We start from the raw sequence: 25,057 nt of genomic DNA, 5'->3' as shown, positions 1-25,057 counted from the left end.
GGTCGATGTTATCTTATTATTCCGTCCCTGCCATGGTGTCCCCGGGAAGCCCCCATGGAGCGAAGCAATGCCGATGCGCCGGTCGTCGTCGAAACGCGGCCGGATTGTGATGCCAGCGTGATCTGGTTGCATGGCCTGGGGGCTGATGGTCATGACTTCGAACCCATTGTGCCGGAACTGGGTCTTCCCCGGGATCTGGGTGTGCGATTCATCTTTCCGCACGCGCCGAAGCGGCCGGTTACGGTCAACGCAGGCATGGTCATGCGCGCCTGGTACGACATGGCCCCGGTTGCCGGCGGTTTCGAGGAGAACCGGGACGACCTTCAACGATCCGCATCACGGGTAATGGCGCTCGTCGACGCCGAGCATACCCGTGGAATCGCCCGCGAGCGCATTGTCATTGCCGGATTCTCACAAGGCGGAGTACTGGCACTGTATACGGCCCTGCAGTTGCCATGGTACCCGGCAGGGGTGATCGCCATGTCGTGCTGGATGGTGGATTTCGATGTATCCCGAAATCCTGTCGGACTGCATGTATTCATGGGGCATGGGCGCGACGATCCGCTGGTCCCGTACGCCCGCGGCCAGGAGGCCCGGGACCGCTTGCAGAAGCTTGGTGCCGAGGTGGAGTGGCATGACTATCCCATGGGGCACAGCGTTTGTCCCCGGGAAATCGACGATATTGCGGATTGGCTCAGGCGTCGGCTTCCCGTCTAGCCCGGCGTCTGCGGTCGGCGGAATGGGCCGCGCCTGACTGCATATAGAATGCCGCCGTCCCGCAGATCAGGAACAACATTACCCAGTCCCAGTTGAAGTGAATGAAGGTGGGGATGGAGACCACCAGCAGTGCCAGCGCGGTCAGCGACGCAAAGGGCTGGAAGCGCAGCATGGCCGCCATCAAGGTGGTGACCAGCAACAGGGTCTGGATCTTCGTGATATCGATTTGCCAGTCGCTGATGTGGGCAACGCCCACCAGCTTGATGTTCAGGGTCGGGACCACCTGCTGGTACCAGGGCGCGTCTCCAGACTGGGAGCCGAACTCCAGGGTCGGAACCTTGAGCCAGGAGAACGGCGTGTTGATCCCGCCTCCGATCAGCAGTTTGTACATCAGGCACAGGACCAGGTAGTACAGCACAAACAGTAGCCATCGCCAGGGGTTGCGCGGCAACTCAATGATGCCGTGACGCCATAGAAGGGCGAGGGTGATTGCGGCAAACAGCGGCTGATAGTAGTGCTGAGGCAATCCCAGGCCCAGATACCCGAATCCCAGTGCAGTGAGCGCCAGCAGCGCTGCCCAGGCCGGGTGGGCAATCAGGTCTGCAACTCCGGTGTGCCGGCTTTCCAGTTCCTCGTTCATCGAAATCTAGTCTAGTGAAGCCTCCGCTCAGCGGCCAGCGCGGGTGCCCATCTGGGTCACCACCCGTGCACCGGCGCGAACGGGCCTGGCGAGCCCCGGGAGCCAATATCAGGGTAGATCCCCTCCATTTTCCGGTATTTTTCCCTGCCACAGGCGTGTCGTGGCCCTGGTACGGGATTTGCTTTACGGTTATCAAACACGGGGTAGGTGGACTCCGTGCATCGGCGGGCGCATTGTTAGAGGCGTTCCGGGACCAAACGAAAGAGAGGACACACGTGTTTATCCTGAGGGAATCCTCCAAAGACTGGATCATCGTTACCCTGGTCGCGGTTCTGGCCGTGGGCGCCAATGCGCCGGAAACCTGGGCCAAGTACATTGCCGTCGACCAGCGCTATCTCCTGGCGGGCCTGATCGGCATTGTCGGCGTGGCCCTGGTCCGATATCTCAAATTCACCCTCCTCCTGGTGGTAGCGATCCTCGCCATGGGCGCCAATCTGCCGGCGGAACTGGCGGCCAAATTTGGCGTTGATTCCAATATCCTGTTGCTGGCCCTGGTGGCCATGGTGGTGATGTCCCTGTCCAATCGCCTTCTGCGCCTGCCCACCGGTACTGAGAAGAAGCAGGGTGCACGCAGCACCCATGGCGCGGCGGCACTGTTCAATGCCATCGTCAACGGCCGGGTGGCGACGGTGGAGTCGCTGATCGAGGCCGGTGCCAACGTGAACGTGCGCACGGTCAATGGCACTACCCCTCTGATGGTGGCGGCGGCCAAGGGCTATTCGGACATCGTGAGGGTGCTGCTCGACCATGGCGCGCGACACGACGTGCGCAAGTCCGACGGCACCACGGCGCTGTCCATCGCAGAGAAAGGCGGATTCACGCGCACGGCTGAGTTGATTCGGCGTGCGCATCACATCCAGAATGTCACCGCAGCCGCCGCGGCGGCCCCGCGAGCACAGGCCGCCGCCCGCTAGCAAAAGTCGAAGGGAAGTGAATTTGAGCCCCGGATGGCGCTCCCTAGGGGATTCGAACCCCTGTTACCGGCGTGAGAGGCCAGCGTCCTAACCACTAGACGAAGGGAGCATCGGGTCGGGAAACTCTCCCCGGTCGGGAGAGCGGTGGTATTATACGTCCGGTCCCAGAATAGACAACAAGGGCTTGACCACATTCCCACCGAAAAGGACTAGGCGTTGACCGCACCGGTCATCATTCCGGCATCCGATCACAATATTTCCCGCGACCAGATCAGTCCCGGCGCCATGAAGGTCCTCAACGGCCTGAAACAGGCGGGATTCGACAGCTATCTGGTCGGTGGATGCGTGCGCGATCTTCTCCTGGGTCGCGAGCCCAAGGATTTTGACGTCGTCACGGATGCCTCGCCGGAAACCATTCGCAAGACCTTCCGCAGCGCGCGCCTCATCGGCCGGCGTTTTCGTCTGGTACATGTCCGCATGGGCCGCGAAATCATCGAGGTTGCCACCTATCGGGCCGCCGCTGGCAGCGGATCGGCTGATCTGCAGAGCGAGGACGGCCTCCTGCTTCGGGACAATGTGTACGGGACGCAGGAAGAGGACGCCGTGCGGCGCGACTTTACCGTCAATGCCCTGTACTACAATGCACGAGACGACTCCATCGTCGATTACGTGAACGGTGTCGAGGATCTGCGTCGTGGCCTGTTACGCGTCATCGGTGATGCCGACGAGCGATACCGGGAGGACCCGGTACGCATGCTTCGCGCAGTCCGTTTTGCCGCCAAGCTTGGTTTCCGGATCGACCCTGCTGCCGAGGCACCGATCGCGGCGTGCGCGCGTTTGCTGGAGCCGGTTCCCGCAGCGCGGATGTTCGACGAGGTCCTGAAACTGTTCCACGGCGGTGCGGCGCTTCAGACCTTCGAACTGCTGCGCCACTACGATCTGTTTGCCTATCTGTTTCCCTTGACCGAGCGGTCGCTTGCCCACGAGCACAATCGATTTCCCGCAGTACTGATTCCCAGGGCCCTGGCCAATACCGATCAACGGGTGAACGAGGGCAAGCCGGTAACTCCCGCCTTTCTGTTCGCGGCCATGCTTTGGTATCCCATGATTGAACGGGCCAGTGAGCTGGAGGCCGATGGCCGCCGCCCGGCCGAGGCGCGCGCGGTCGCGATCGCCGAAGTGCTGCACGCGCAGCATTCGCGCACGACAATTCCGCGACGCTTCAGCGGGCCGGCGCGGGAGATCTGGATGCTGCAAAGCCGCTTTGCGCGGCGAAGGGGAAAGCAGGCCTTTGCGCTCATGGAGCATGCGCGTTTTCGCGCGGCCTACGATTTTCTTCTGCTTCGCGCCGAAGTCGGTGAGGCAGATTCCGAACTTGCCGAGTGGTGGACCCGATTCCAGGAAGTCGACGCAGCCGGGCGCAGGGACATGGTGGGGGCGCTGCACCCCTCCGGGGGCGGGCGTCGTCGCCGTCCACGCCGCAGAAAGCCATCGTGAGTACGGCCTACATCGGTCTTGGCAGCAATCTCGACGATCCGCTGCAGCAACTCAAACGGGCGATGAACGAGTTGGGAGAACTGGCGGAGGACGGGATCGAGTGTTCATCCTTGTACCGGACCGGGCCGATCGGGCTTGCCGATCAGCCGGATTTTCTCAACGCAGTCTGCCGCATCGAGACCGGGCTGGGGCCCGAGGAACTGCTGGCGCGGCTGCTGCAAATCGAGGCGAAACACGGTCGTCGAAGGGACGGCCTACGCGACGGACCTCGCACCCTTGATCTGGATCTGCTCCTGTACGACGACCGGGTCCTGAGTTCGGCAGGGCTGAGCCTGCCGCATCCCAGGCTCCACGAACGAGCCTTCGTCCTGTATCCTTTGTTTGAACTCAATCCGGAATTGTCTGTTCCGGGGCATGGTCCGGTGGCGGAACTGATGCGTGCGTGCAGGGACCAGCGAATTGAGCGACTCGATTCGGGTCATGCCCAGGGGCGTGGTCCGGCAAGTCAAACCTAGGCTGGGGACGTGGGTGTCGGCAGGTCAAACAACAGCAGCAGCGGACCGTGAGCGACAGGCGGCTTCGCGCCGGCTGGACTACGTGGTGGTGGAAGGGCCGATCGGTGTTGGCAAGACCAGCCTCGCGCGGCGGCTGGCGGACGTGTTTGGCAAGGAATTGCTGCTCGAACAGCCGGGGGAGAATCCCTTCCTGGAACGCTTCTACCAGTCTCCCAAGCACTATGCCTTGCCAACCCAGCTGTTCTTTCTTTTCCAGCGCGCTCGCCAGATCGAGACCCTGAAGCAGACGGATATGTTTCGCCCGAGTTATGTGTCCGACTTCATGATCGAAAAGGATGCAATGTTCGCCCGCGCCAACCTGGATGCCGATGAGCTGCGGCTTTACGAGCAGGTCTACGAACAGTTGCGGCTGCAGTTGCCCGTGCCGGACCTCGTGATCTACCTGCAGGCCCCAGGCGACGTGCTATTGGAACGGGTGCACCGGCGCGGGATCGGCTACGAGCGTGCGATCGATCGCGATTACCTGCAGCGACTGATCGAGGCCTATACAGACTTCTTCTATCACTATCGCGATGCGCCGCTGCTGATGGTCAATGCCTCGGAAGTCAATTTCGTCGACAAGGATGAGGACTTCACCCTGTTGCTGGAACAGATCCGCTCGATTCGCAGTGGGCGCCACTTCTTCAATCCCATCGTGAGCGAACTATGAGTGCGGTGACTCTCACGACCCTCGCTCGCATGAAGCGGGAGGGCGAGAAGATCGCCGTCCTGACGGCGTACGACTACAGCTTCGCCGCGGCCCTGGACGCGGCCGGTGTGGATGTCGCGCTGGTGGGCGATTCCCTGGGAAATGTTGTGCAGGGCCAGACCAGCACCGTCCCGGTCACCCTCGACGATATGGTCTACCATTGCCGTTGCGTCGCCCGCGGGATTGACCGGGCCCTGATTGTCGGTGATATGCCGTTCATGAGTTACCAGGTCAATCCCGAAACGGCACTGCGTTCTGCCGGTCGACTCATGCAGGAGGGCGGGGCGCAGGTGGTCAAGCTGGAGGGCGGCGAGGTAATGGCCGAGACCGTCCGCTTTCTGGTCGAGCGCGGGGTGCCCGTGTGCGGACATGTGGGCCTCCAGCCCCAGTCGGTCAATCAGATGGGCGGGTACCGCGTGCAGGGCAAGGACAAGGATTCGGCCGCCCGCATCCGCAAGGATGCCCTGGCCCTGCAGCAGGCGGGGGCGAGTCTGATTGTATTCGAGGCGATGCCGGCCGTCCTGGCCGGAGAGATCAGTCGGGATCTGGAGATTCCCACCATCGGAATCGGCGCCGGCCCTGACTGCGACGGGCAGGTGCTGGTGCTGTACGACATGCTCGGTATCTACCCGCGTCCGCATCCGAAATTCGCCAAGGACTTCCTCAGCGAGAACGGCACCGTAGCCAAGGCCCTGAAGGCCTACGTCGATGCGGTCAAGGGCGGTACGTTTCCCGCGGCGGAACACAGTTTCTAGGAAGCCCCATTCATGATCACGGCACACACGATCGACGCACTGCGCCAGTCGATCCGGCGTTGGCGCGACTCGGGCAAGCGCATCGCCTTCGTGCCCACCATGGGCAATCTGCACGCCGGCCATCTGGCCCTGGTGCGGGCCGCCCGCCGTCACGGAGACGTGGTCGTCGTCAGTATTTTTGTCAATCCTATGCAGTTCGATCGGGCCGACGATCTGGCGGCGTATCCGCGCACACCGGAGCAGGATCTGCAGGCCCTGGCATCGGAGAAGGTCGACCTGGTGTTCCTGCCGGAGGAACAGGATATGTACCCGCGGCCCCTGAAGACCATGACCTTTGTCGAGGTTCCCGGTCTGAGTGACATCCTGTGTGGCGCCGATCGACCCGGGCATTTCCGCGGCGTGGCAACCGTGGTCAACCGCTTGTTCAATCTGGTGCAGCCTGATGTCGCCTTGTTCGGAAAAAAGGACTATCAGCAGTGTCTCATCATTCGGCGCATGGTTTCCGATCTCGCAATACCCGTGGAAATCGTGGCAGATGAAACCGTACGTGAAGCCGATGGCCTGGCCCTGAGTTCGCGAAACAAATATCTGACAGCCGAGGAGCGGGGAATCGCGCCTGTGTTGGCGAGTACCCTCAAGGCGGCGGCGAACACCCTTGTGCACAGCCAGAAAGCGGTACCATTCACGGAGATCGAAATCGAGTCAGCCGATGCGCTTGCGAAAGCGGGGTTTCGCCCCGATTATTTCAGTATCCGTCGGCAACACGATCTGGCGCCACCCGAATCCGGGGATCGTGATCTGGTGATTCTTGCCGCGGCCTGGCTGGGCAAGGCGCGCCTCATTGACAATATTGAGGTGTCGCTGAATTGAACCACGCCGCCGAAACCGGGATAATGGCAGCGATACTCGGGGAATCAATTACTTATGCAACGTACCATGCTCAAGGCCAAGCTCCATCGCGCCACCGTCACCCGGTCCGAACTGGATTACGAGGGCTCGGTGGCGATCGACGAACGCCTGCTGGAGGCGGCGGACATCCATGAGTATGAGCGCATCGAGGTTTACAACGTCACCAATGGTGAGCGTTTTACGACCTATGCTATTCGCGCCCAGGAGGGTTCGGGTACGATTTCCGTCAACGGTGCCGCCGCGCACAAGGCAAACCCCGGCGACGTGGTCATCATCTGCAGCTACGCCAACGTGGATGAAAAGGATCTGGTGAATTTCAAACCGCGGCTGGTATACGTAGACGAGAAAAATCGCGTAAGCCACACCCGCAACGCCATCCCCGTACAGGCCGCCTGAAACACCTCTCCCCGTCTTCCCAATCCGAATCACAGAATCCACGCGACAAACCGGCGCGCCTGGTCGCCTTTCGGTTGGTGCTCGATTAAAGGGAAAGAGTTGGTACCGAGGGTCGGACTCGAACCGACACGGTGTCACCACCACCGGATTTTGAGTCCGGCGCGTCTACCAGTTCCGCCACCCCGGCAAGGTGAGGGGCGGAATTATAAACCGATCCCGCGGTATGATGGCAACGGCCCGGCGGCGGGCCCTGGAACCCATTCGTGCACCAGTCTCCACCCGCTATGAAGAAATCCGATTTCTGGTACGAACTGCCACCGGAGCGCATTGCCCAGGCGCCCGCCCCGGTGCGCAGCGGCAGTCGGTTGCTGGTCCTGGACGGGGCAACGGGTGCAATGGACGATCGGCGGTTTACGGCCCTGCCGGATCTGTTGCGCCCCGGTGATCTGCTGGTCATGAACGACACCCGGGTGGTGCCGGCGCGCCTGCTGGGACGCAAGGAGAGCGGGGGGCAGGTGGAGGTCCTGGTAGAGCGGATCCTGGACACCCATCGTCTGCTGGCCCAGGTCCGTGCGAGCAAGCCGCCCCGGCCGGGAATGGATCTGATCCTGGCGGACGAAGTTCGGGCCCGGGTCGAGGGGCGGCAGGGGGAGTTCTTCGAGCTCGTGTTCGAAAGCGAGGAACCCCTGCTCGGCATTCTCGAGCGCATCGGTCATACCCCGCTACCGCCCTACATTCAGCGCACCGATTCGGAGACACCGGAAGACCGGGACCGCTACCAGACCGTCTATGCCCGGGCGCCGGGCGCGGTGGCGGCACCCACGGCGGGACTTCATTTCGATGCGGAGCTTCTTGCGGTCCTGGAGCGGATGGGTGTTGAACGTGTCTTCATCACCCTGCATGTTGGTGCCGGGACCTTCCAGCCCATGCGCGTGGATGAAATCGACCAGCATCAGATGCACAGCGAGATCAGCGAAGTGTGGGAGCGGGCCTGCGAGGCCATCAATCGTGCGCGCGCGGAAGGGCGGCGCGTGATCGCGGTCGGTACCACCGTCGTCCGGGCCCTGGAAAGCGTCGCCGGCGACGACGGCTTGAGGCCATACACGGGGGAGACCGATATCTTCATCTTTCCCGGTTTCGTTTTTCGCGCGGTCGATGCCATGATCACCAATTTCCATTTGCCGGAATCCACTTTGTTGATGCTGGTCTGTGCCTTCGCCGGTCGCACCGCAGTGCTTGATGCATATCGCCACGCGGTCGAACACGGCTATCGATTTTTCAGCTACGGGGATGCGATGTTCGTGACTCCGGCGAATCCGGAGCAAGGACAATGAAGTTTCGCCTGCTGGCGAACGATGGCATTGCCCGCCGCGGGGAGCTCCACTTCGATCGCGGCCTGGTGCAGACGCCCGCGTTCATGCCCGTCGGCACCTACGGCACGGTCAAGGCCATGACGCCGGAAGAATTGCGTGAAGTTGGCGCGGAGATCGTTCTCGGCAACACCTTCCATTTGATGCTGCGTCCCGGCGTGGACGTGATTGCGGCCCATGGCGATCTGCACGACTTCATGCACTGGGACGGACCCATCCTGACCGACTCCGGCGGGTTTCAGGTTTGGAGCCTGGGCAAGCTGCGCAAGCTCACGGAGGAGGGTGTGCATTTCCAGTCTCCGGTGAACGGTAGCCCGGTGTTTCTGGGCCCGGAAGAATCCATCGCGGTCCAGCACGCGCTGGGATCGGACGTGGTAATGGTGTTCGATGAATGCACGCCCTGGCCGGCGACGGAGGAAGAGGCGCGATCTTCGATGGAACTGTCCGTGCGTTGGGCCGAGCGGAGCAAGATGGCCCACGGTGGCAATCCCGCGGCCCTGTTCGGCATTGTCCAGGGCGGAATGTATGAGAATCTTCGGGTGCAGTCGTTGGCGGAACTGACGCGAATCGGATTCGACGGCTATGCCATTGGCGGCTTGTCGGTGGGTGAGCCCAAGGAAGAAATGATCCGCGTGCTGGATACCCTGGCGCCGGCCATGCCGACGGATCATCCGCGTTATCTCATGGGCGTGGGTACGCCGGAAGATATCGTGGAGGCGGTTCGGCGAGGCGTGGACATGTTCGATTGCGTGATGCCGACGCGGAACGCACGTAATGGCTGGTTGTTTACCCATGCGGGCACGGTAAAGATCCGCAACAGCCGTTACGAGACCGATACGGATCCTGTGGACCCCGAGTGCGGCTGCTACACGTGTCGAAACTACAGTCGCGCCTACCTGCGCCACCTGTCCCGCTGCAACGAAATCCTGGGGGCGCGCCTGAGCACGTTGCACAACCTATTCTATTATCAGCAGCTCATGGCCGGTCTGCGTGGGGCCATCGAGACCGGGACCCTGGACGATTTTGCCGCCGATTTCTATCGCCGGCGGGCGTAACAAAGCCGTCAAATAACGAAAATCGGGCGTGGCGCGCGGGACACAGTGATGCGATAATGCGCCCCCGTTTCGCGCCACGGGGATGCAAGCGCATTCCGGACGCGGGAGCCCTTTCCAACAAACACGATCACGGTTGATTATGTACAGTCTATTTCCTCCTTTTATCCCCGAAGCCATGGCTCAGGGTGGCGGTGGCGCGTCGGGCGCGACCGGTCTGGTGCAGTTGCTTCCCCTGGTCATCCTGTTCGGGTTGTTCTATTTCCTGCTCATTCGTCCACAAACCAAGCGCGCCAAGGAGCACCGTTCCATGGTGGCGGCCCTGCAGAAGGGCGATGAAGTCGTGACCAGCGGAGGAACGTTGGGTCGCGTCATCGAGGTCGGCGAGGTCTTTGTCACCCTAGAAGTCGCGCAGAACGTGAACATCAAGGTGCAGCGCCAGATGATCCAGGCGGTCATGCCCAAGGGAACTATCAAGTCGGCCTGACGCCCGGCTGTTCCGCAGCATGAATAGATATCCCCTCTGGAAATACCTGCTGATCCTGGCAGTGGTCCTTCTTGGTGCGCTGTACGCCGTGCCCAATCTGTTTGGCGAGGACCCCGCGATCCAGGTGTCGGCCAAGCGGAATGCGCCCATCGACCAGTCGGTGATGTCACAGGTGCACCGTGCGCTGGATGAACGCAAGCTGGCAATCCGGTCCATGGTGATGGACGGAAAGAACATCCTCGTACGTTTCGCTGACACCGATACCCAGCTCAAGGCGCGGGATATCGTGCAACGGGAGTTGGGGGACGGCTATACGGTCGCGATCAATCTGCTCCCGGCGACTCCCCATTGGCTCAGTGCGATTGCCGCGCGGCCCATGTATCTCGGGCTCGATCTTCGCGGTGGCGTCCACTTTCTTATGCAGGTGGACATGGACGCCGTCGTGAAGAAGGCCGAGCAGAGCTATACGGGGGACATCCGCCGCATTCTGCGTGAGAACCACATCCGCTATCTCACGGTCATCAACCGCCCCGGACACGGTATAGAGATCCGCTTCCGCGATGAAGCGGAGCGCAACAAGGGCCGCGCGGAAATTGAAAAGGAAGAGCGCGATCTGAAACTGGCGGATACCCAGGGGGACCGAAGCTTTAACCTGGTTGCCACCATCAGCCAGGAATCCCTGGTCCAGAAACGCCGGCAGGCCCTGGAGCAGAACATGACCTCCTTGCGCAACCGCGTGAATGAGTTGGGCGTGGCCGAGCCGATTGTCCAGCAGCAGGGCGAGGACCGCATCGTGGTCGAATTGCCGGGCGTGCAGGATACCGCCAAGGCCAAGGAGATCATTGGTCGAGTTGCGACCCTGGAAGTGAAACTGGTGGACGAGGAACATGATGTGCAGGCGGCCCTGGCCGGGGCGGTGCCACCGGGAGACAGGATCTACAGGGACCGCGATGGCCGACCCTACCTGATCAAGGATCAGTTGATCTATTCCGGCGACAATATCGAGAACGCTTCGCCGAGCGTGGACAGCAGAAGTAACCAGCCGATCGTGTCCATTACCCTGGATTCCCGTGGCGCGGCCATCAATCAGCGCGTGACCGGCGAGAACATCAACAAGCGCATGGCAGTTATCTACGTAGAGACCCGGTCGAAGACGAAGCTGGATGACAAGGGCAATCCGGTGCTGGATGACAAGGGCAATCCGGTTCAGGTGCGACAGAAGATCGAGCAGGTGATTACGGCCCCCGTGATCAAGCAACAGCTGGGCAAGCGATTCCAGATTGAGGGCCTGGAAAGTTTCGACGAGGCCAACGACATCGCGCTGTTGCTGCGCGCAGGCGCGCTGGCGGCGCCGATCTCCATCGTCGAGGAACGGACCATCGGGCCCAGCCTCGGTCAGGAGAATATCGATCAGGGGTTGCGGTCCATCATCATAGGTTTCGTCGCTGTGATCCTGTTCATGCTGCTGTACTACCGCGTATTCGGCGTATTTGCCAATGTCGCGCTGGCCCTGAACCTGGTCCTGATCGTCGCGGTTCTTTCCCTGTTCCAGGCGACCCTGACCCTGCCAGGCGTGGCCGGCATGCTTCTGACCGTCGGCATGGCGGTGGATGCGAACGTGCTCATCTACGAACGGATTCGTGAAGAACTGCGCAACGGCAGCACGCCCCAGGCAAGTATTCATGCCGGCTATGCAAAGGCCTTTGGGACGATTGCCGATGCCAACATCACCACGCTAATCGCGGCGGTCATGTTGTTCAATTTCGGCACCGGCCCGATCAAGGGGTTTGCAATTACCCTGAGCATCGGCATTTTGACGTCCATGTTTACGGCAATCATGGTTACGCGCGCACTGGCCAACCTGACCTACGGCGGTCGCCGGGTAAAGAAACTTCTGGTATAGCAGCATGGAATTTTTCCACCGACAAACCCATTTCGATTTTATCGGGACGCGATACATCCCGATTGCCATCTCGGCGATTCTTATCACCGCTACCATCATCAGTCTGTTTGTGCGTGGGCTGAATTTCGGCCTCGATTTCACCGGCGGCACGGTGATCGAATTGAGCTACAAGGATGCCGCGAGTGTCGGGCAAATTCGTGATGACCTGGGGAAAAACGGTTTTGACGATATAGTGGTGCAGCACTTCGGGACTTCGCGGGATGTGCTAGTGCGTGTGCCGGCGACCACCACGGGCAAGAGTTCCGAAATCAGCAACCGTGTGACCAGGATCTTGCGTAAGCGCTTTCAGGAGAATGTCGTTTCCAGTCAGCCGGGCAAGGCACAGCAGTGTACGACTGCAGACAATCCGAAATCGATCAAACCCTGCACGATACAGGTCAAGCGTGTTGAGTTCGTCGGCCCGCAGGTGGGTCACGAGCTGGCAGAAAAGGGCGGGCTTGCGCTGCTGTATACGCTGATTGCAATTCTGATCTACGTGATGGTGCGATTCGAGTGGCGCTTTGCCGTGGGCTCGGTGATCGCGACTGCGCACGACGTGTTGATCACCCTGGGATTCTTCTCGTTTACGCAAATGGAGTTTTCCCTGACGGTACTGGCGGCGGTGCTCGCCGTCCTGGGGTATTCGCTGAACGACACGATTGTGGTGTTTGACCGGATCCGCGAAAACTTCCGCCGCATGCGCAAGGAAACGACCAAGGAAGTAATGAATGTGTCGATCAATCAGACCCTGTCGCGCACCATCATAACCTCCGGTACGACCATGATCACGGTGCTTGCCCTGTATTTCTTCGGTGGCGAGACTATTCGCGGTTTCTCCGTGGCCCTGATCGTTGGTATTTTCTACGGGACCTTTTCCTCCATCTACATCGCCACCCCGGCGGCGCTGGCATTGGGCGTTTCCCGCGCCGATCTGGTGCAACCCAAGAAAGAGACCGCGGCCGATCGCGAGCCCTGATTCCGAAGGCCTGCACAGGCGGGTGCAACACGAATCCCCGCGCTAATCCGTTTTCCTGACCAGTCATCCCTTGTCCCGGGGGCTTTGTCGGTGCGCAATTGAGTCGGCTGCACGTGCTGTGCTATGACCTATACTAAATAAGAAAATATCTACAGCAGCGCCGAAAATCCCCGAAGGAGGGAAACATGTCTAACAGCTGGTGGATGATTGTGCCGGGAAATCCGGCCCTGTCGGGTGTCGTCATCTTCCTGATTGCGGTTCCGTTTCTGTATGCGGCGCGCAACGCGATGCATGGGGCTATCCGGGGCGCCGTGCGATCCATCAGTTCGCCCCTGCGCCTGGCTTCACGCTGGCTGATCAAGGTCGCTGGCGAGATGCGCCAGCGCAACAAGGTGGTGATGCTGGCCCAGGGCCGCGAGGAGATGAAGCATACGATCGAGCGCGAGTTCGAACGTATCGGGACCATGATCCAGCGCGATCTGCACGGCTATCCGGCGCTGCAGCGCAAGCTCATGGATGAAATCACCAAGATCGAGGAAGACTACCAGAAGTGCGGTGAGGTTCCGCCGCCGTCGGGGCAATGGGCCGAAGCCGTCTCGGCCGTGGCCAACATCACGCCGTCCAACGGTCTGGTGGAAAAGATTCTCGAGGACATTGCCGATTCCATCGAAAAGATCCACCAGCGTTCCCTGGCGGAATACCGCAAGGCCTACCAGGACCGGCACAAGATCCTGAAGGGCTTCGCTCCCTTCTGGCGCTCATTGAATCAGACCTTGGGGCAGGTGGACCGCAATCTCGAGGGCCTGCAAAACAGTTCCGAAAAGATCGACGCGCAGATGGACAAGTTCCAGGAGATCATTCGCAAAACCGACAAGGCCGAACACATGCTGGCGCAGTCGGCCTCGCGTCAGTTCATGATCGATGCCTTCGTCATGACCATTGCCGTGCTGGGCGCCTTCATTAACTCGCGCCTGATCGAGCTGGCTCGGGCCCGTACGTGGTGGGCAACATCTCCGTCTCGGACGTCGCATCCATGGTTATCATCTTTTTCGAGACGATCATGGGCATCTTCCTGATGGAGACCCTGGGCATTACCCATCTGTTTGCCGGCATCGGCAACCTTACCCCGGTGGTGCGCAAGCGGTGGATGTGGTTCGCCCTGGCGCTGCTGCTTTTCTTCGCCTTCATTGAGGTCGGTTTGGCCCTGATGCGAGACTCCGTTGCTGCGGCGCGCATGTCCCTGATATCCCAGTTGAGCGAAAGCTCGGCCGCGGCGTTCCAGGAGGCCAGCAAGGTGGCAAATGACACGGGATGGGTGGGCAAGATGCCCATGGTCGCGCAGGCTGCCCTCGGGTTCATCTTGCCGTTTGCGCTGGCCTTCGTCGCCGTGCCCCTGGAGTCCTTTATCAGTTCGGCGCGAACCGTATTGGGCGTGCTCAGTGTCTGGGCGATTCTTGCCCTGGCATTCGCATTCCGTGTGATCAGCACCATGATGCGCTATGTCGGCAATACCCTCGTCAACCTTTACGACGTGGTCATCTTTCTCCCCCTTGCGATCGAACGGCTGGTACGCGTGCGCGGGTCGGCAACGGAACGGCGGGGGAAGGATCGTGGCGGCGTCACCTCATTCCCGAAACGCAACTCCGGAGAACGCACAGCCACAGGAGAGTTCTAGAATGCGTGTTTATGGCAAGTGGATAGTACTTTTGTTGATGGCGGGACTGCTCGCCGGCTGCGGGGACAAACACGCGCATGTCCGCGCCGTGTACATGCTGATTGATACCTCGGGAACGTATGCGAAAGAGGTGGGCAAGGCCCAGCGCATCGTCAATTATCTCCTCGGAACGCTGGATACCGGCGATTCGATGGCCGTCGCGAAGGTAACGAGCCGTTCCTTTTCGGAGAAGGACATTATCTACAAGGCGACCTTTGATCGCATCCCGTCAAAGGCCAATGCCCAGAAGCTGGCGTTCCGCAATGAAATCGACAAGTTTGCCAAGGGTGTTGCACGGCGGGGTGGAAGTGCGTACACGGACATTACCGGCGGCTTGATTCAGGCGGCGGAGTATCTGAACGAGTCTCAGGCGGGTGAAAAGACCGTGATCATCTTTTCCGACATGCAGGAAGAGCTGGGTAAGAAGACGGTCCGCAATTTTCCAATTGATATGAGCGGCATCCGCTTCATCGCTCTGAACGTAGTCAAGCTCAAGACTGACAACGAGGATCCGCGGCGATATCTCGGCCGACTGGACCGCTGGCAGAAGCGACTGATGGGCTCCGGTGCCAAGGAATGGAAAGTCGTGAACGATTGGCAGGATCATCCGGAGCGAATCTTCAACTAGTTCCTGCTGCACGGCACAACAAAAAAGCCCGGCGCCCGCCGGGCTTTTTTGTTGTGCCGTGCTTCAAAGCGGTGCGTCATGGGCCAAAAGAGGGCGAAAATGCCTGTGTCGATACCAGGCATTCGCGTGTAACTCCCCGAAAAGAAGCTACAAATCACTTTCAAACCCCGTGGCATGGCGATTGCTTGAAATCCATCAGGCACCGTTCTGTTGGCGTCCGAGGCCGATTGCGCAGGATCCTCCGGGAAACCGATGCGAGACGAGACGGGGCGGTGGTAGAGCGGAACTATGGAGAGGCATGTGCATGGCAGCGACACCGACGAATACGACAACTGGAATCTCTGATCCCGAAGTCACACGGCGCCGGCGCGCGGTCTATTCTGCCCTGCAACCCTTGCTGGACAACGAAACCCTTGCGGCGGCCCTGTGGATCTGGGAACGCGGCTACGCCGAGGGCGGCAGGTTTCAGCTTTCCGACTACGTGCATGAAATTTGTTCCGCCGAGGAGCTGAAATTTCTGGAGCGGGATATCCACCGGCGTCTGGTCCAGCATATGGGAATGCCTTCGGACAAGCTCGCTCCTGATCCATTGCCATTAATGCGAGCCAGCCCCTCGTCAGGCAAGGGTCGGGACACCGCGAGCCAGCCCCTCGTCAGGCAAGGGTCGGGACACCGGGACCATCGTGTTCAATGGTATACTCAGCTATTTGTTCGATCGGATGGATGAGATGGCCCCCAGCCACTGCGCCCGGGTGCGCGATCTTCTGGTGCAGCGGCTCTCGCACAGCCCGCTGAATCCGGCTGCCCTGTCAGAGCTGTCGGGCTGGCTCGCCAGCGGGCAGCCGATGTCAAACCTCTGCCTGTCGACCGAAGCCATGCGCCAGATCCTCTATCTGACCTGCGTGGATATCGCCGAACATTTTGGTCCCGCGATCGCGGACCAGCTCTTCGCTGAAGCCGGGCGTGCCGTAAGAAGCCTGCCCGAAGCCCGGGATTTTCCCGTGCACGAGCTGCTGTAGCCGCTTCGGCAGACCCCCTCGCCGTAAAGCAATTCCCCCCGAAATCGGCTATCCTAGCCGCCTTCCGGCGCCCTCCAATGGCGGCGGATTCCGATTGCCCCAGCGGCGGAAGCACGATTTCAGGAGAAAGGCTGTATCCATGTTTGACAAAGAAATGACCATTGCCGGTTTTGACGATGAGCTTTGGACTGCGATCCAGAATGAAGAACGGCGACAGGAGGAACACGTCGAGCTGATCGCATCGGAGAACTATGCCAGCCCGCGGGTGATGCAGGCCCAGGGCTCGGTGCTGACCAACAAGTATGCCGAGGGCTACCCGGGGCGCCGCTATTACGGTGGCTGTGAATATGTAGACATTGCCGAGCAACTGGCCATCGATCGGGTGAAGCAGCTGTTCGGTGCGGCCTACGCCAATGTTCAGCCCCATTCCGGTTCCCAGGCCAACGCCGCGGTCTACCTCGCCCTGTTGCAACCGGGAGATACGATTCTCGGTATGAGTCTTGCTCACGGCGGGCACCTTACCCATGGGGCCAAGGTGAACTTCTCCGGGAAGATCTTCAACTCCGTGCAGTATGGCCTGGACGATGCCACCGGCGAGATCGACTACGCCCAGGTCGAGCAGCTGGCGCGGGAGCACAAGCCGAAAATGATCGTCGCCGGTTTCAGTGCCTATTCGCGCGTGGTGGACTGGCAACGTTTCCGGGACATCGCCGATGAGATCGGCGCCTACCTGTTTGTCGATATGGCCCATATCGCGGGCCTCGTCGCAGCAGACCTGTATCCGAATCCGGTTCCGATCGCCGATGTGACCACCTCGACCACGCACAAGACCTTGCGTGGCCCCCGCGGCGGTATCATCCTGGCCCGCGAAAATCCCGAGATTGAAAAGAAGCTGAATTCCACCGTGTTTCCGGGTACGCAGGGGGGTCCGCTTATGCACGTGATTGCTGCCAAGGCGGTCGCCTTCCTTGAGGCCCTGCAGCCCGAGTTCAATCAGTATCAGCAAAAGGTCCTCGACAACGCCCGCGCCATGGCAGAAACCATGATGGAGCGCGGCTATCGCATCGTATCCGGCGGTACCGATGACCACCTGTTCCTCGTGGACCTGGTGGACAAAGGCGTGACCGGCAAGGACGCGGAAGCCGCCCTGGGCGCGGCCAATATCACCGTGAACAAGAACGCCGTGCCGAATGATCCGCAGTCACCTTTCGTAACCAGCGGAATCCGGATCGGGACACCCGCAGCCACAACGCGTGGTTTCGGTGCTTCGGAATCGCGCGATCTGGCAGGCTGGATCTGCGATATTCTCGACAAGCCGGACGATGCGTCCGTGCGAGCAAGGGTGAAGGAGCAGGTCCTGGCCCTGTGTGCCCGCTATCCGGTGTATCGCGACTGAGTTCGACGCGGTCCCTGAGGAAAAGGAGGCCCTATGCATTGCCCGTTCTGCAACGCCGAAGAGACACGGGTTATCGATTCCCGTCTTGCCGACGATGGCATGTCGGTGCGGCGGCGGCGTGAGTGCGCGGAATGCGGGGAGCGTTTCACCACGTTCGAGCGGGCGCAACTTCGTATGCCCCAGATTGTGAAGTCCGACGATCGGCGCGAAGCGTTTACGGAAGAAAAACTACGATCGGGCATTGCGCGGGCGCTGGAGAAACGGCCCGTGGATGCCGAGGCCGTGGAAGCCGCGATCGGCCGTATCCGTCACCGGCTCATCACCGCCGGTGAGCGTGAGATCAGTTCGCGCCAGATTGGCGAATGGGTTATGGAGGAACTGGAGGAACTGGATCCGGTAGCTTTCGTTCGCTTCGCCTCGGTCTATCGCAGCTTCTCGGATCTCGAGGCCTTCAGTGAGGAAGTCCAGAGACTTCAACAGGAGCCTGGCGCGGAGGCCCGGCGCAAGCAGATGAAGCTGGTGCTCGACAGCAAGAAGAAATGAGGCCTCCCGACGTCGATACCGATGCGCGCTACATGGGTCGGGCGCTGATGCTTGCGCGGCGCGGCCTGTACACGACCGAGCCGAATCCAAGGGTAGGTTGCGTGCTGGTTCGCGATGGCGAGATCGTGGGCGAGGGTTGGCACGAGCGCGCCGGCGAACCCCATGCGGAAATCAACGCGCTGCGCGCTGCCGGGGAGCGCGCCCGGGGCGCGACGGCCTATGTCAGCCTCGAGCCCTGCAGTCATCATGGGCGGACACCGCCTTGTGCCGACGCCCTGATCGAGGCCGGTGTTGTCCGGGTCGTGGCGGCGATGCAGGACCCAAATCCACAGGTTGCCGGTCAGGGGCTGGAGCGATTGCGCGTGGCGGGCATCGAGGCAAGCAGTCCCTTGATGGAAGGCGAGGCCCGCCGGATCAATCCCGGTTTTGTTTCCCGCATGCGACGGCAGCGGCCCTACGTGCGCGTCAAGCTGGCCGTAAGTCTGGACGGGCGCACTGCCATGGCGAATGGAGAGAGCAAATGGATTACCGGAGAAGCGGCACGCCGTGATGTCCAGCGCTTGCGTGCGCAGAGCTCGGCCATACTCACCGGGGTTGGCACCGTGGTCGCGGATGATCCGTCCCTGAATGTTCGTGCTTTCGATATCGGTCGGCAGCCCTTGCGGGTAGTAGTCGGTGCGAATCTGAGTACGCCCGCCGATGCGCGGCTGCTGTCGCTCGAAGGGGAGACGCTCATCGTCACGGCCAGCGAGGACGCGGATCGGGCTGAGGAACTGGTCAATGCCGGGGCCGAAGTGTTGTGCCTTTCCTCGGGCGTCAACTCCGTGGATCTTCACGCCCTGTTCGCCCATCTTGCCGCGCGGGAGATCAACGAAGTCCTGGTGGAGGCGGGGGCGACCACCTGCGGCGGATTGCTGGCTGCCGGGCTGGTCGATGAATTGGTCGTCTATCTCGCGCCTCATGTCATGGGGCATCAGGGGCGCGGAATGTTCTTTTTGCCCGGGCTGAACGAAATGGCACAGCGCATGCAGCTCACGATTGAAGATGTGCGCGCAGTTGGTGAGGACTGGCGAATAACCGCGTGTCCACGAAGTGGTGCTAAGGCCGGAGAGTAGAGAATGTTTACCGGAATCATTCAGGCCGTTGGGAAGATCAGGCAACTGCGTACCCTGGGGGGCGATGCGCGATTGACCATAGATACAGGCACGCTGGATCTTGCCGACACAAAGATCGGAGACAGCATCGCCGTGAGCGGCGTTTGTCTTACCGCCGTTGAGCTTGGCAAGTCGGAATTCGCGGCGGACGTATCGGCCGAGACCCTTTCGCGGACCACCTTGGGGGGATTGGCGCCCGGTGACCTGGTCAATCTTGAGAAGGCGTTGACGCCCACCACCCACCTGGGTGGACACATGGTCAGCGGCCATGTCGACGGTGTGGGCGAGGTTCTGTCACGGGAGGCCGATGCCCGATCTAGCCGGTTCCGGATCCGGGTGCCGACCGGGCTGGCGCGCTATATTGCGGAAAAGGGTTCAGTTTGTGTCGACGGGGTGAGCCTGACGGTCAACGCCGTCGAGGATGACGCGTTCAATACAAATATCGTACCCCACACAATGGACCATACTTCCATGTCTGCCTACAGGGCCGGGACGCGCGTGAACATCGAAGTGGACGTGGTTGCCCGTTATCTGGAGCGCCTGCTGACTGCGGCGACGGACGAACCCGGTCCGGGAGTTGATCTGGCATTGCTGAAGCAAAAGGGATTTCTGAAGTAATCGTGGCGCCAGTTCCAGGCGGACGATCCGTGGTAGCGGGATGGTTCGTTCCGGTTCGTGCGTCTGCGTGCGGGTCCAGGCACCGCTTCGCAATCTGTCTGGCAACAGCACTTCTGCTGGGTGCGGGTCTGGGTCGGCCTGGCTACGCAGCCGACGTCAATCTGGCCAGTGTGTACGAGCCGTTTCCATCGTCCTACTCAATCGCTCTTGGGGTCGACTATCAGAACGGCCAGGATCTGTCGCTTAGCATCGACCAGGGGCTGGAGAGTCGAAACCGCTTCCAGTTCAGCCTGGGGCGCTCACGACTGGACTTGTCCACGGGTACCCAGGATTCCTACACCGCCGCTGTCGGAATGAGCACAGATCCGGCGGATCTGTATGCCTATGGTGTCGGAGTGACGGCCTCATACCTCGGACCCAATCTCAAGTCACGCTCCCTCACTGGTGCCTGGACCTATGCCGGGGATGACTGGCAGCTGACTGCGGACCCGGCGGGACGGATCATTTCCTTTTACAAACCACCACCCTTGCCAAAGACCACGGACGTGTTCGGACTCGGCACCGCTTTGTCGGCCACCCGCTATGTCGGAGACACCTGGAGCCTGGCCGTCGGGGGTGAATACTATGAGTATTGGGGCAACTCCAGCGTCTTGCCCGTCATCATTCGGATTGTTCGTTCCGGAGGCAAGTTGCCCTATCTGAGTGGCTTCCTGCGGGAAAGATACTGGCTCGAATGCGGTTACGACGGCAAATCGTCGTCTTTTGTCCTCGGGGCCGACAGCAGTCTGACTGTGTTGTCGAAGCAGCGCGTCAATTCCGCCTACGTTCGGTCCATATTCGATCTATCGAAGAAGCTTTCCCTGAGCACCGAAATCGGGGCCAGCAATTTCGAAACCTCGAACTGGTATCTCACCCTGGGCCTTTCCTGGACACACTAGTTCTCCCGCCCAATTGCCTCGATTTGCTTTGAACCACCCGGACAGGACTGGTATGCTTCTCGGCCGCCCGGGAAAAATCCCAATAAGATGATGATTTTTAAAGAGTAAACCGGATGGCTTCGACGGAAATCAGCCCGATCACGGACATCATCGACGACCTCAGGGCCGGTCGCATGGTGGTTCTCATGGATGATGAAGATCGCGAGAACGAAGGCGATCTCGTCATGGTTGCGGAGCACACCCGTCCGGAAGACATCAACTTCATGGCCAAGTTCGGCCGCGGGCTGATTTGTCTGACCTTGGCCCGCGAGCGCTGCGAGAAACTGCACCTTCCTCTCATGGTGCATGACACGCACTTCAAGCAGACAACCAATTTCACGGTTTCCATCGAGGCGGCCAGCGGAGTAACCACCGGCATTTCGGCCGCGGACCGCGCCACCACGGTGCTGGCCGCCGTCCAGCCTGATGCGGGTCCGGACGACATCGTCACGCCGGGGCATGTCTTTCCGCTGATGGCACAACCCGGCGGCGTACTTGCTCGCGCGGGTCATACCGAGGCCGGCGTGGATCTCGCGCGCCTTGCGGGAGCGAGGGAGGCAGCGAGCGTGATCTGCGAGATCATGAACGAGGACGGAACCATGGCCCGCCTTCCGGCGCTGGTTCAATTCGCGGCCGAGCACGGTCTCAAGATCGGCACCATCGCCGATCTTATTCGCTATCGCATGGAGAATGAATCGAGCGTGGAGCGTATCGGCGACAGTATCGTACCCACGCCCTATGGAGACTTTCGCCTCGTGGCCTACCACGACCAGATCGACGACCATACGCACGTCGCCCTGGTGAAGGGAGAAATCTCGCCGGATATACCAACCCTGGTACGCGTACACGTCCAGGAAAGTGTACTGGACCTTTTCACCGACGCGCACCGTCCCGGCAGCTACTCCCTGGCAATGGCCCTGGAGTACGTTTCCCGTCAGGGCGCGGGCGTCGTCGTGGTATTGCGCGGGGAAGAGTCCGCTACCGACCTGGCTGCCCGCATTGCCCATCTTTCACAGGAGGGCTCGGGGCGTGAGCCCTTGCGGCTGGTGGGAAAGCAACAGGTGTTGCGCACCTATGGTCTCGGCAGCCAGATTCTCGCCGATCTGGGCGTGCGCAGCATGCGCGTCCTGGGTCACCCGCTCAAGATTCCTGCGATGTCCGGATTCGGGCTGGAGATCGTCGAATACATTAATCCGGCGTCTAACTCGGAAAAACAGAAGAAGGTTTCGGGATGACAAAGACAAAAACTACAGAAGGCGATCTTCAGGTACGCGGCACGCGCTTTGGAATCGTGCTCGGCCGATTCAATGGTTTCATCGGCGAATCGCTGCTTTCCGCGGCGATTGACACCCTGGTTCGCCATGGTGCCGGCGAAGCTGATATTGAGGTTGTGCGCGTTCCTGGCGCGTATGAAATTCCCCTTGCCGCCAAGAGGATGGCCGCGAGCAAGAAATACGATGCCCTCCTGGCGCTGGGGGCAGTGATCCGTGGCGCCACACCCCATTTCGATTACGTTGCGGGGGAATGCTCGCGCGGCCTCTCCCAGGTCAGTCTGCAATTCGATATCCCGGTAGGCTTTGGCGTCCTGACTGTGGATTCCATCGAACAGGCGATTGAACGTGCGGGCACCAAGGCCGGCAACAAGGGCGCAGATGCCGCCATGGCCGCGATTGAAATGGTCAATTTGCTCAGGAACCTCGGGTCCTGATCCTCCCGGGAGGCGGCATGAGTACTGGTAGCCGTCATGGCGCACGCCGCGCCGCCGTACAGGCAATCTATCAGTGGGAGATGACGGCAAACGCGCCAGCAGGTTTCGCCGACCACGATCTGCTCGAGCATGAAGGTGGGGACATCGATGCCTCCCTGTTCGAGGAATTAGTACGAGAGGTTCCTCGCCGCGTTACGGAGCTGGACACGGCTCTGGCACCGCAGCTGGATCGCCCTATTGAAGAAGTGGACCCGGTGGAACGGGCCATCCTGCGGATCAGCGCCTACGAGTTGATGTTCCATTTGCAGACTCCGTACAAAGTGATCCTTAATGAGGCGATCGAGCTTGCCAAGCTGTTTGGCGCGGAACATGGGCACCGATACGTCAATGCCGTTCTCGACAAACTTGCCGCCAGCACCCGTCGGGATGAAGCCGGCGCAGCCGACTAGTCTCCGACAATCCCGTCATGGATGAATTCTCCCTGATCGAGCGTTATTTCACGCGCGCCGGCCGGCATCGCCCCGACGTGGAACTGGGCATCGGTGACGATGCGGCGCTGTGCCACGTGCCCGAGGGCATGTCCCTGGTGGCCGCCACAGACACGCTGGTGGAAGGGGTTCATTTTCCGGGATCGACACCGGCGGGGGCGGTGGCGCACAAGGCCCTGGCGGTGAACCTGAGCGATCTTGCTGCCATGGGCGCGGATCCCGCGTGGTTCACGCTTGCCCTCAGTTTGCCGCAGGCGGACGAAACCTGGCTGCAGGGGTTTGCCGACGGCCTGTTCTCCCTCGCCGACCGGTTTGCCTGTGAACTCGTCGGCGGTGACACTGTACGCGGACCTCGTGTCATCACCGTGCAGGCCCTGGGCCTCGTACCTGCGGGAATGGCTCTGCTGCGCGGCGGCGCGGCACCGGGCGACCGCATCTACGTCAGCGGTACCCTTGGCGACGCCGCGCTGGGTCTGGCCCTGGAACAGGGGAGAGTGCAGGACGAAGGAGACGCGGGTGCCTATTTGCGCGGCAGACTGGATCGACCCGAGCCGCGAGTCGAACTCGGCCGGGGTCTGCGTGGGATCGCCACAGCCGCAATCGACATCTCCGACGGCCTGGTGGCGGACCTGGGGCATGTCCTGAAAGCCAGTCGGGTCGGTGCGCGGGTCAGCCTGCCCCGGATCCCGCTGTCTTCAGCCTACAGTTCCTTGCGCGAGCAGGCGGGATGGGAGCCGGCCCTGTCGGGTGGCGACGATTACGAGTTGTGTTTTGCCGTTCCGCCGGACAAGCTTGGTCAGCTGGAACAGGAGGCCGCGGCATGGTCCTGCGAGGTGTGTTGCATCGGCGAGGTCGTAACCGGATCAGGCCTTTTCATTGAAGTAACCGATGGCAAGGAATACCAGCCGCAACACTCCGGTCACGATCATTTCAGCGGCGGGTCCTAGGATCTGGCTGTCATTGCGGAGCGACCATGAAGAAACTCAAGCGCAATTCCGTGCCACCCACCGTCTGGACCAACCCGATCCATTTCCTGGCCTTCGGCCTCGGATCCGGTACCGCGCCGTATGCACCGGGTACCTTCGGTACCGCGGCCGCCATCCCACTCTATCTGCTGATGGTTCACTGGCTTCAATGGCCCGCGTACGTAGTGGCGGTGCTCGCCCTGTTTGGTTTTGGGGTGTGGTTGTGCGGGCGCACGGAAAGCGATATCGGCGTGCACGATCACTCGGGAATCGTTTGGGACGAGTTCGTTGGCTACTTCGTGACCATGGCCTTTGTTCCGCTGGCCTGGTACTGGGTGGTCACGGGATTCTTTCTGTTTCGCCTGTTCGATGTGTGGAAGCCGTTTCCCGTTCGTCAGGCCGAGCGCCGCTTCGGCGGTGGCTTCGGAAATATGGTGGATGATCTGTTGGCCGGCGTCTACGCCAATCTGGCCTTGCAGGTCCTGGTATGGGTTTCGCGGCGGTGGTTGGGGACGTAAGGGGATGCAGCCGACTAGATTGCCACCAGACTTGCGGGGTGACCCAGCTTGCGTACCCGCTTCAGTACCGACAGGGAGTTGGTGACATCGGGGTTGTAGTACACAATCATGAGCGTGTTGCGGCCGGGTGTGAACCAGGGAGCAACCACACCGGGTGTCTTGCGCAGGGACTTTTCCAGAAACTGGCGTGAACCTGTGTCCAGGCCCTTGCGGAAATAGATAACGACATCCACCGGCTTCATAGCTTCATTCTAGTTCACTGCGCGCCGGTGGCCAAGAAAACTAGTCGGTGTTGCGAACGATAAGCTTTTTCGCTGCCAGTTCCTTCAGTATACGGTCGGCGCGTTCGAA

General features: G+C 60.8%; 30 protein-coding genes and 2 tRNA genes. 28 read left to right on the top strand and 4 right to left on the bottom strand.

The window, feature by feature from the left end; translation table 11 throughout:
• Positions 1-54 precede the first annotated feature (54 nt).
• Entirely contained in the window at positions 55-717 is a 663-nt protein-coding gene (locus tag P8X48_05125; protein MEJ2106697.1) for a dienelactone hydrolase family protein, read from the top strand.
• On the opposite strand, the gene P8X48_05120 is transcribed toward P8X48_05125, so the two are convergent.
• On the bottom strand, positions 695-1,357 hold the full coding sequence (locus tag P8X48_05120; GenBank protein MEJ2106696.1) for a hypothetical protein: 663 nt from the start codon (positions 1,355-1,357) through the stop codon (positions 695-697). The genes P8X48_05125 and P8X48_05120 overlap by 23 nt on opposite strands.
• Before the next feature lie 275 nt (positions 1,358-1,632).
• Between P8X48_05120 and P8X48_05115 the strand changes: the two genes are divergently transcribed.
• Entirely contained in the window at positions 1,633-2,331 is a 699-nt protein-coding gene (locus P8X48_05115; GenBank protein ID MEJ2106695.1) for an ankyrin repeat domain-containing protein, read from the top strand.
• Between the two features lie 34 nt (positions 2,332-2,365).
• On the opposite strand, the gene P8X48_05110 is transcribed toward P8X48_05115, so the two are convergent.
• Positions 2,366-2,440 (bottom strand) — tRNA-Glu (locus P8X48_05110).
• A 107-nt stretch (positions 2,441-2,547) separates the two neighbouring features.
• Between P8X48_05110 and pcnB the strand changes: the two genes are divergently transcribed.
• From pcnB to P8X48_05080, 6 genes are read left to right on the top strand one after another with little or no spacing between them, the layout of a single operon-like run.
• Entirely contained in the window at positions 2,548-3,828 is a 1,281-nt protein-coding gene (gene pcnB, locus P8X48_05105; protein MEJ2106694.1) for a polynucleotide adenylyltransferase PcnB, read from the top strand.
• Positions 3,825-4,343 (top strand): 2-amino-4-hydroxy-6-hydroxymethyldihydropteridine diphosphokinase, encoded by a 519-nt coding sequence (gene folK, locus P8X48_05100; protein MEJ2106693.1) that lies wholly within the window; start codon positions 3,825-3,827, stop codon positions 4,341-4,343. The genes pcnB and folK overlap by 4 nt, the downstream gene beginning before the upstream one ends.
• Positions 4,344-4,356: 13 nt before the next feature.
• Entirely contained in the window at positions 4,357-5,052 is a 696-nt protein-coding gene (locus P8X48_05095; GenBank protein MEJ2106692.1) for a deoxynucleoside kinase, read from the top strand.
• Positions 5,049-5,846 carry a 3-methyl-2-oxobutanoate hydroxymethyltransferase gene (panB, locus tag P8X48_05090; GenBank protein ID MEJ2106691.1) on the top strand — a complete coding sequence of 266 codons (798 nt, stop codon included), beginning with the start codon at positions 5,049-5,051 and terminating at the stop codon, positions 5,844-5,846. The genes P8X48_05095 and panB overlap by 4 nt, the downstream gene beginning before the upstream one ends.
• 12 nt (positions 5,847-5,858) lie before the next feature.
• Positions 5,859-6,716, top strand: a complete 858-nt coding sequence (panC, locus tag P8X48_05085; GenBank protein MEJ2106690.1) for a pantoate--beta-alanine ligase — start codon at positions 5,859-5,861, stop codon at positions 6,714-6,716.
• Positions 6,717-6,770: 54 nt separating this feature from the next.
• Positions 6,771-7,151 (top strand): aspartate 1-decarboxylase, encoded by a 381-nt coding sequence (locus P8X48_05080; protein ID MEJ2106689.1) that lies wholly within the window; start codon positions 6,771-6,773, stop codon positions 7,149-7,151.
• 100 nt (positions 7,152-7,251) lie between these two features.
• On the opposite strand, the gene P8X48_05075 is transcribed toward P8X48_05080, so the two are convergent.
• Positions 7,252-7,338, bottom strand: a tRNA-Leu gene (locus P8X48_05075).
• Positions 7,339-7,414: 76 nt separating this feature from the next.
• Between P8X48_05075 and queA the strand changes: the two genes are divergently transcribed.
• The 20 genes from queA (at position 7,415) to P8X48_04975 (ending at position 24,706) form a co-directional block, all read left to right on the top strand.
• Positions 7,415-8,485, top strand: coding sequence for a tRNA preQ1(34) S-adenosylmethionine ribosyltransferase-isomerase QueA (gene queA, locus P8X48_05070; protein MEJ2106688.1), 1,071 nt, complete (start codon positions 7,415-7,417; stop codon positions 8,483-8,485).
• Positions 8,482-9,576 carry a tRNA guanosine(34) transglycosylase Tgt gene (tgt, locus tag P8X48_05065; protein ID MEJ2106687.1) on the top strand — a complete coding sequence of 365 codons (1,095 nt, stop codon included), beginning with the start codon at positions 8,482-8,484 and terminating at the stop codon, positions 9,574-9,576. Before queA ends, tgt begins: the two co-directional genes overlap by 4 nt.
• Before the next feature lie 175 nt (positions 9,577-9,751).
• Positions 9,752-10,060: a preprotein translocase subunit YajC gene (gene yajC / locus P8X48_05060; protein ID MEJ2106686.1), complete on the top strand. Its 309-nt coding sequence runs from the start codon at positions 9,752-9,754 to the stop codon at positions 10,058-10,060.
• Positions 10,061-10,079: 19 nt separating this feature from the next.
• On the top strand, positions 10,080-11,963 hold the full coding sequence (secD, locus tag P8X48_05055) for a protein translocase subunit SecD (protein MEJ2106685.1): 1,884 nt from the start codon (positions 10,080-10,082) through the stop codon (positions 11,961-11,963).
• A 4-nt stretch (positions 11,964-11,967) separates the two neighbouring features.
• Positions 11,968-12,978 carry a protein translocase subunit SecF gene (secF, locus tag P8X48_05050; protein MEJ2106684.1) on the top strand — a complete coding sequence of 337 codons (1,011 nt, stop codon included), beginning with the start codon at positions 11,968-11,970 and terminating at the stop codon, positions 12,976-12,978.
• Positions 12,979-13,163: 185 nt separating this feature from the next.
• Positions 13,164-14,054, top strand: coding sequence for a hypothetical protein (locus P8X48_05045; protein ID MEJ2106683.1), 891 nt, complete (start codon positions 13,164-13,166; stop codon positions 14,052-14,054).
• Positions 14,012-14,653, top strand: a complete 642-nt coding sequence (locus tag P8X48_05040) for a hypothetical protein (protein ID MEJ2106682.1) — start codon at positions 14,012-14,014, stop codon at positions 14,651-14,653. Before P8X48_05045 ends, P8X48_05040 begins: the two co-directional genes overlap by 43 nt.
• A gap of 1 nt (position 14,654) precedes the next feature.
• The gene (locus P8X48_05035) at positions 14,655-15,320 is read left to right on the top strand and encodes a hypothetical protein (protein ID MEJ2106681.1); all 666 of its coding nucleotides are present in this window, start codon (positions 14,655-14,657) and stop codon (positions 15,318-15,320) included.
• A 304-nt stretch (positions 15,321-15,624) separates the two neighbouring features.
• Positions 15,625-16,047 (top strand): hypothetical protein, encoded by a 423-nt coding sequence (locus P8X48_05030; GenBank protein MEJ2106680.1) that lies wholly within the window; start codon positions 15,625-15,627, stop codon positions 16,045-16,047.
• A 1-nt stretch (position 16,048) separates the two neighbouring features.
• Complete coding sequence (locus P8X48_05025) at positions 16,049-16,339, top strand: hypothetical protein (GenBank protein MEJ2106679.1); 291 nt, start codon at positions 16,049-16,051, stop codon at positions 16,337-16,339.
• 139 nt (positions 16,340-16,478) lie between these two features.
• Complete coding sequence (gene glyA, locus P8X48_05020) at positions 16,479-17,735, top strand: serine hydroxymethyltransferase (GenBank protein ID MEJ2106678.1); 1,257 nt, start codon at positions 16,479-16,481, stop codon at positions 17,733-17,735.
• A gap of 33 nt (positions 17,736-17,768) precedes the next feature.
• On the top strand, positions 17,769-18,278 hold the full coding sequence (gene nrdR / locus P8X48_05015; protein MEJ2106677.1) for a transcriptional regulator NrdR: 510 nt from the start codon (positions 17,769-17,771) through the stop codon (positions 18,276-18,278).
• Positions 18,275-19,393, top strand: a complete 1,119-nt coding sequence (ribD, locus tag P8X48_05010; GenBank protein ID MEJ2106676.1) for a bifunctional diaminohydroxyphosphoribosylaminopyrimidine deaminase/5-amino-6-(5-phosphoribosylamino)uracil reductase RibD — start codon at positions 18,275-18,277, stop codon at positions 19,391-19,393. Before nrdR ends, ribD begins: the two co-directional genes overlap by 4 nt.
• 3 nt (positions 19,394-19,396) lie before the next feature.
• The gene (locus P8X48_05005; protein ID MEJ2106675.1) at positions 19,397-20,050 is read left to right on the top strand and encodes a riboflavin synthase; all 654 of its coding nucleotides are present in this window, start codon (positions 19,397-19,399) and stop codon (positions 20,048-20,050) included.
• Positions 20,051-20,052: 2 nt separating this feature from the next.
• A complete protein-coding gene (locus tag P8X48_05000; protein ID MEJ2106674.1) occupies positions 20,053-20,988 on the top strand; it encodes a hypothetical protein in 936 nt (311 codons plus the stop codon).
• A gap of 113 nt (positions 20,989-21,101) precedes the next feature.
• Positions 21,102-22,262: a bifunctional 3,4-dihydroxy-2-butanone-4-phosphate synthase/GTP cyclohydrolase II gene (gene ribBA / locus P8X48_04995; GenBank protein MEJ2106673.1), complete on the top strand. Its 1,161-nt coding sequence runs from the start codon at positions 21,102-21,104 to the stop codon at positions 22,260-22,262.
• Positions 22,259-22,735 (top strand): 6,7-dimethyl-8-ribityllumazine synthase, encoded by a 477-nt coding sequence (gene ribE, locus P8X48_04990; protein MEJ2106672.1) that lies wholly within the window; start codon positions 22,259-22,261, stop codon positions 22,733-22,735. The genes ribBA and ribE overlap by 4 nt, the downstream gene beginning before the upstream one ends.
• A 17-nt stretch (positions 22,736-22,752) precedes the next feature.
• Entirely contained in the window at positions 22,753-23,184 is a 432-nt protein-coding gene (gene nusB, locus P8X48_04985; protein MEJ2106671.1) for a transcription antitermination factor NusB, read from the top strand.
• A 17-nt stretch (positions 23,185-23,201) separates the two neighbouring features.
• Positions 23,202-24,170: a thiamine-phosphate kinase gene (gene thiL, locus P8X48_04980; protein ID MEJ2106670.1), complete on the top strand. Its 969-nt coding sequence runs from the start codon at positions 23,202-23,204 to the stop codon at positions 24,168-24,170.
• Positions 24,171-24,196: 26 nt separating this feature from the next.
• Positions 24,197-24,706 carry a phosphatidylglycerophosphatase A gene (locus P8X48_04975; GenBank protein ID MEJ2106669.1) on the top strand — a complete coding sequence of 170 codons (510 nt, stop codon included), beginning with the start codon at positions 24,197-24,199 and terminating at the stop codon, positions 24,704-24,706.
• Positions 24,707-24,720: 14 nt separating this feature from the next.
• Here the strand turns inward: P8X48_04975 and P8X48_04970 are convergent, their stop codons facing one another.
• The gene (locus tag P8X48_04970) at positions 24,721-24,948 is read right to left on the bottom strand and encodes a hypothetical protein (GenBank protein ID MEJ2106668.1); all 228 of its coding nucleotides are present in this window, start codon (positions 24,946-24,948) and stop codon (positions 24,721-24,723) included.
• Positions 24,949-25,057: the final 109 nt, after the last annotated feature.

This window comes from Acidiferrobacteraceae bacterium, from assembly GCA_037388825.1.
GTDB lineage: Bacteria > Pseudomonadota > Gammaproteobacteria > Acidiferrobacterales > JAJDNE01 > JARRJV01.
This window is presented reverse-complemented; position numbering and strand designations above follow the sequence as displayed.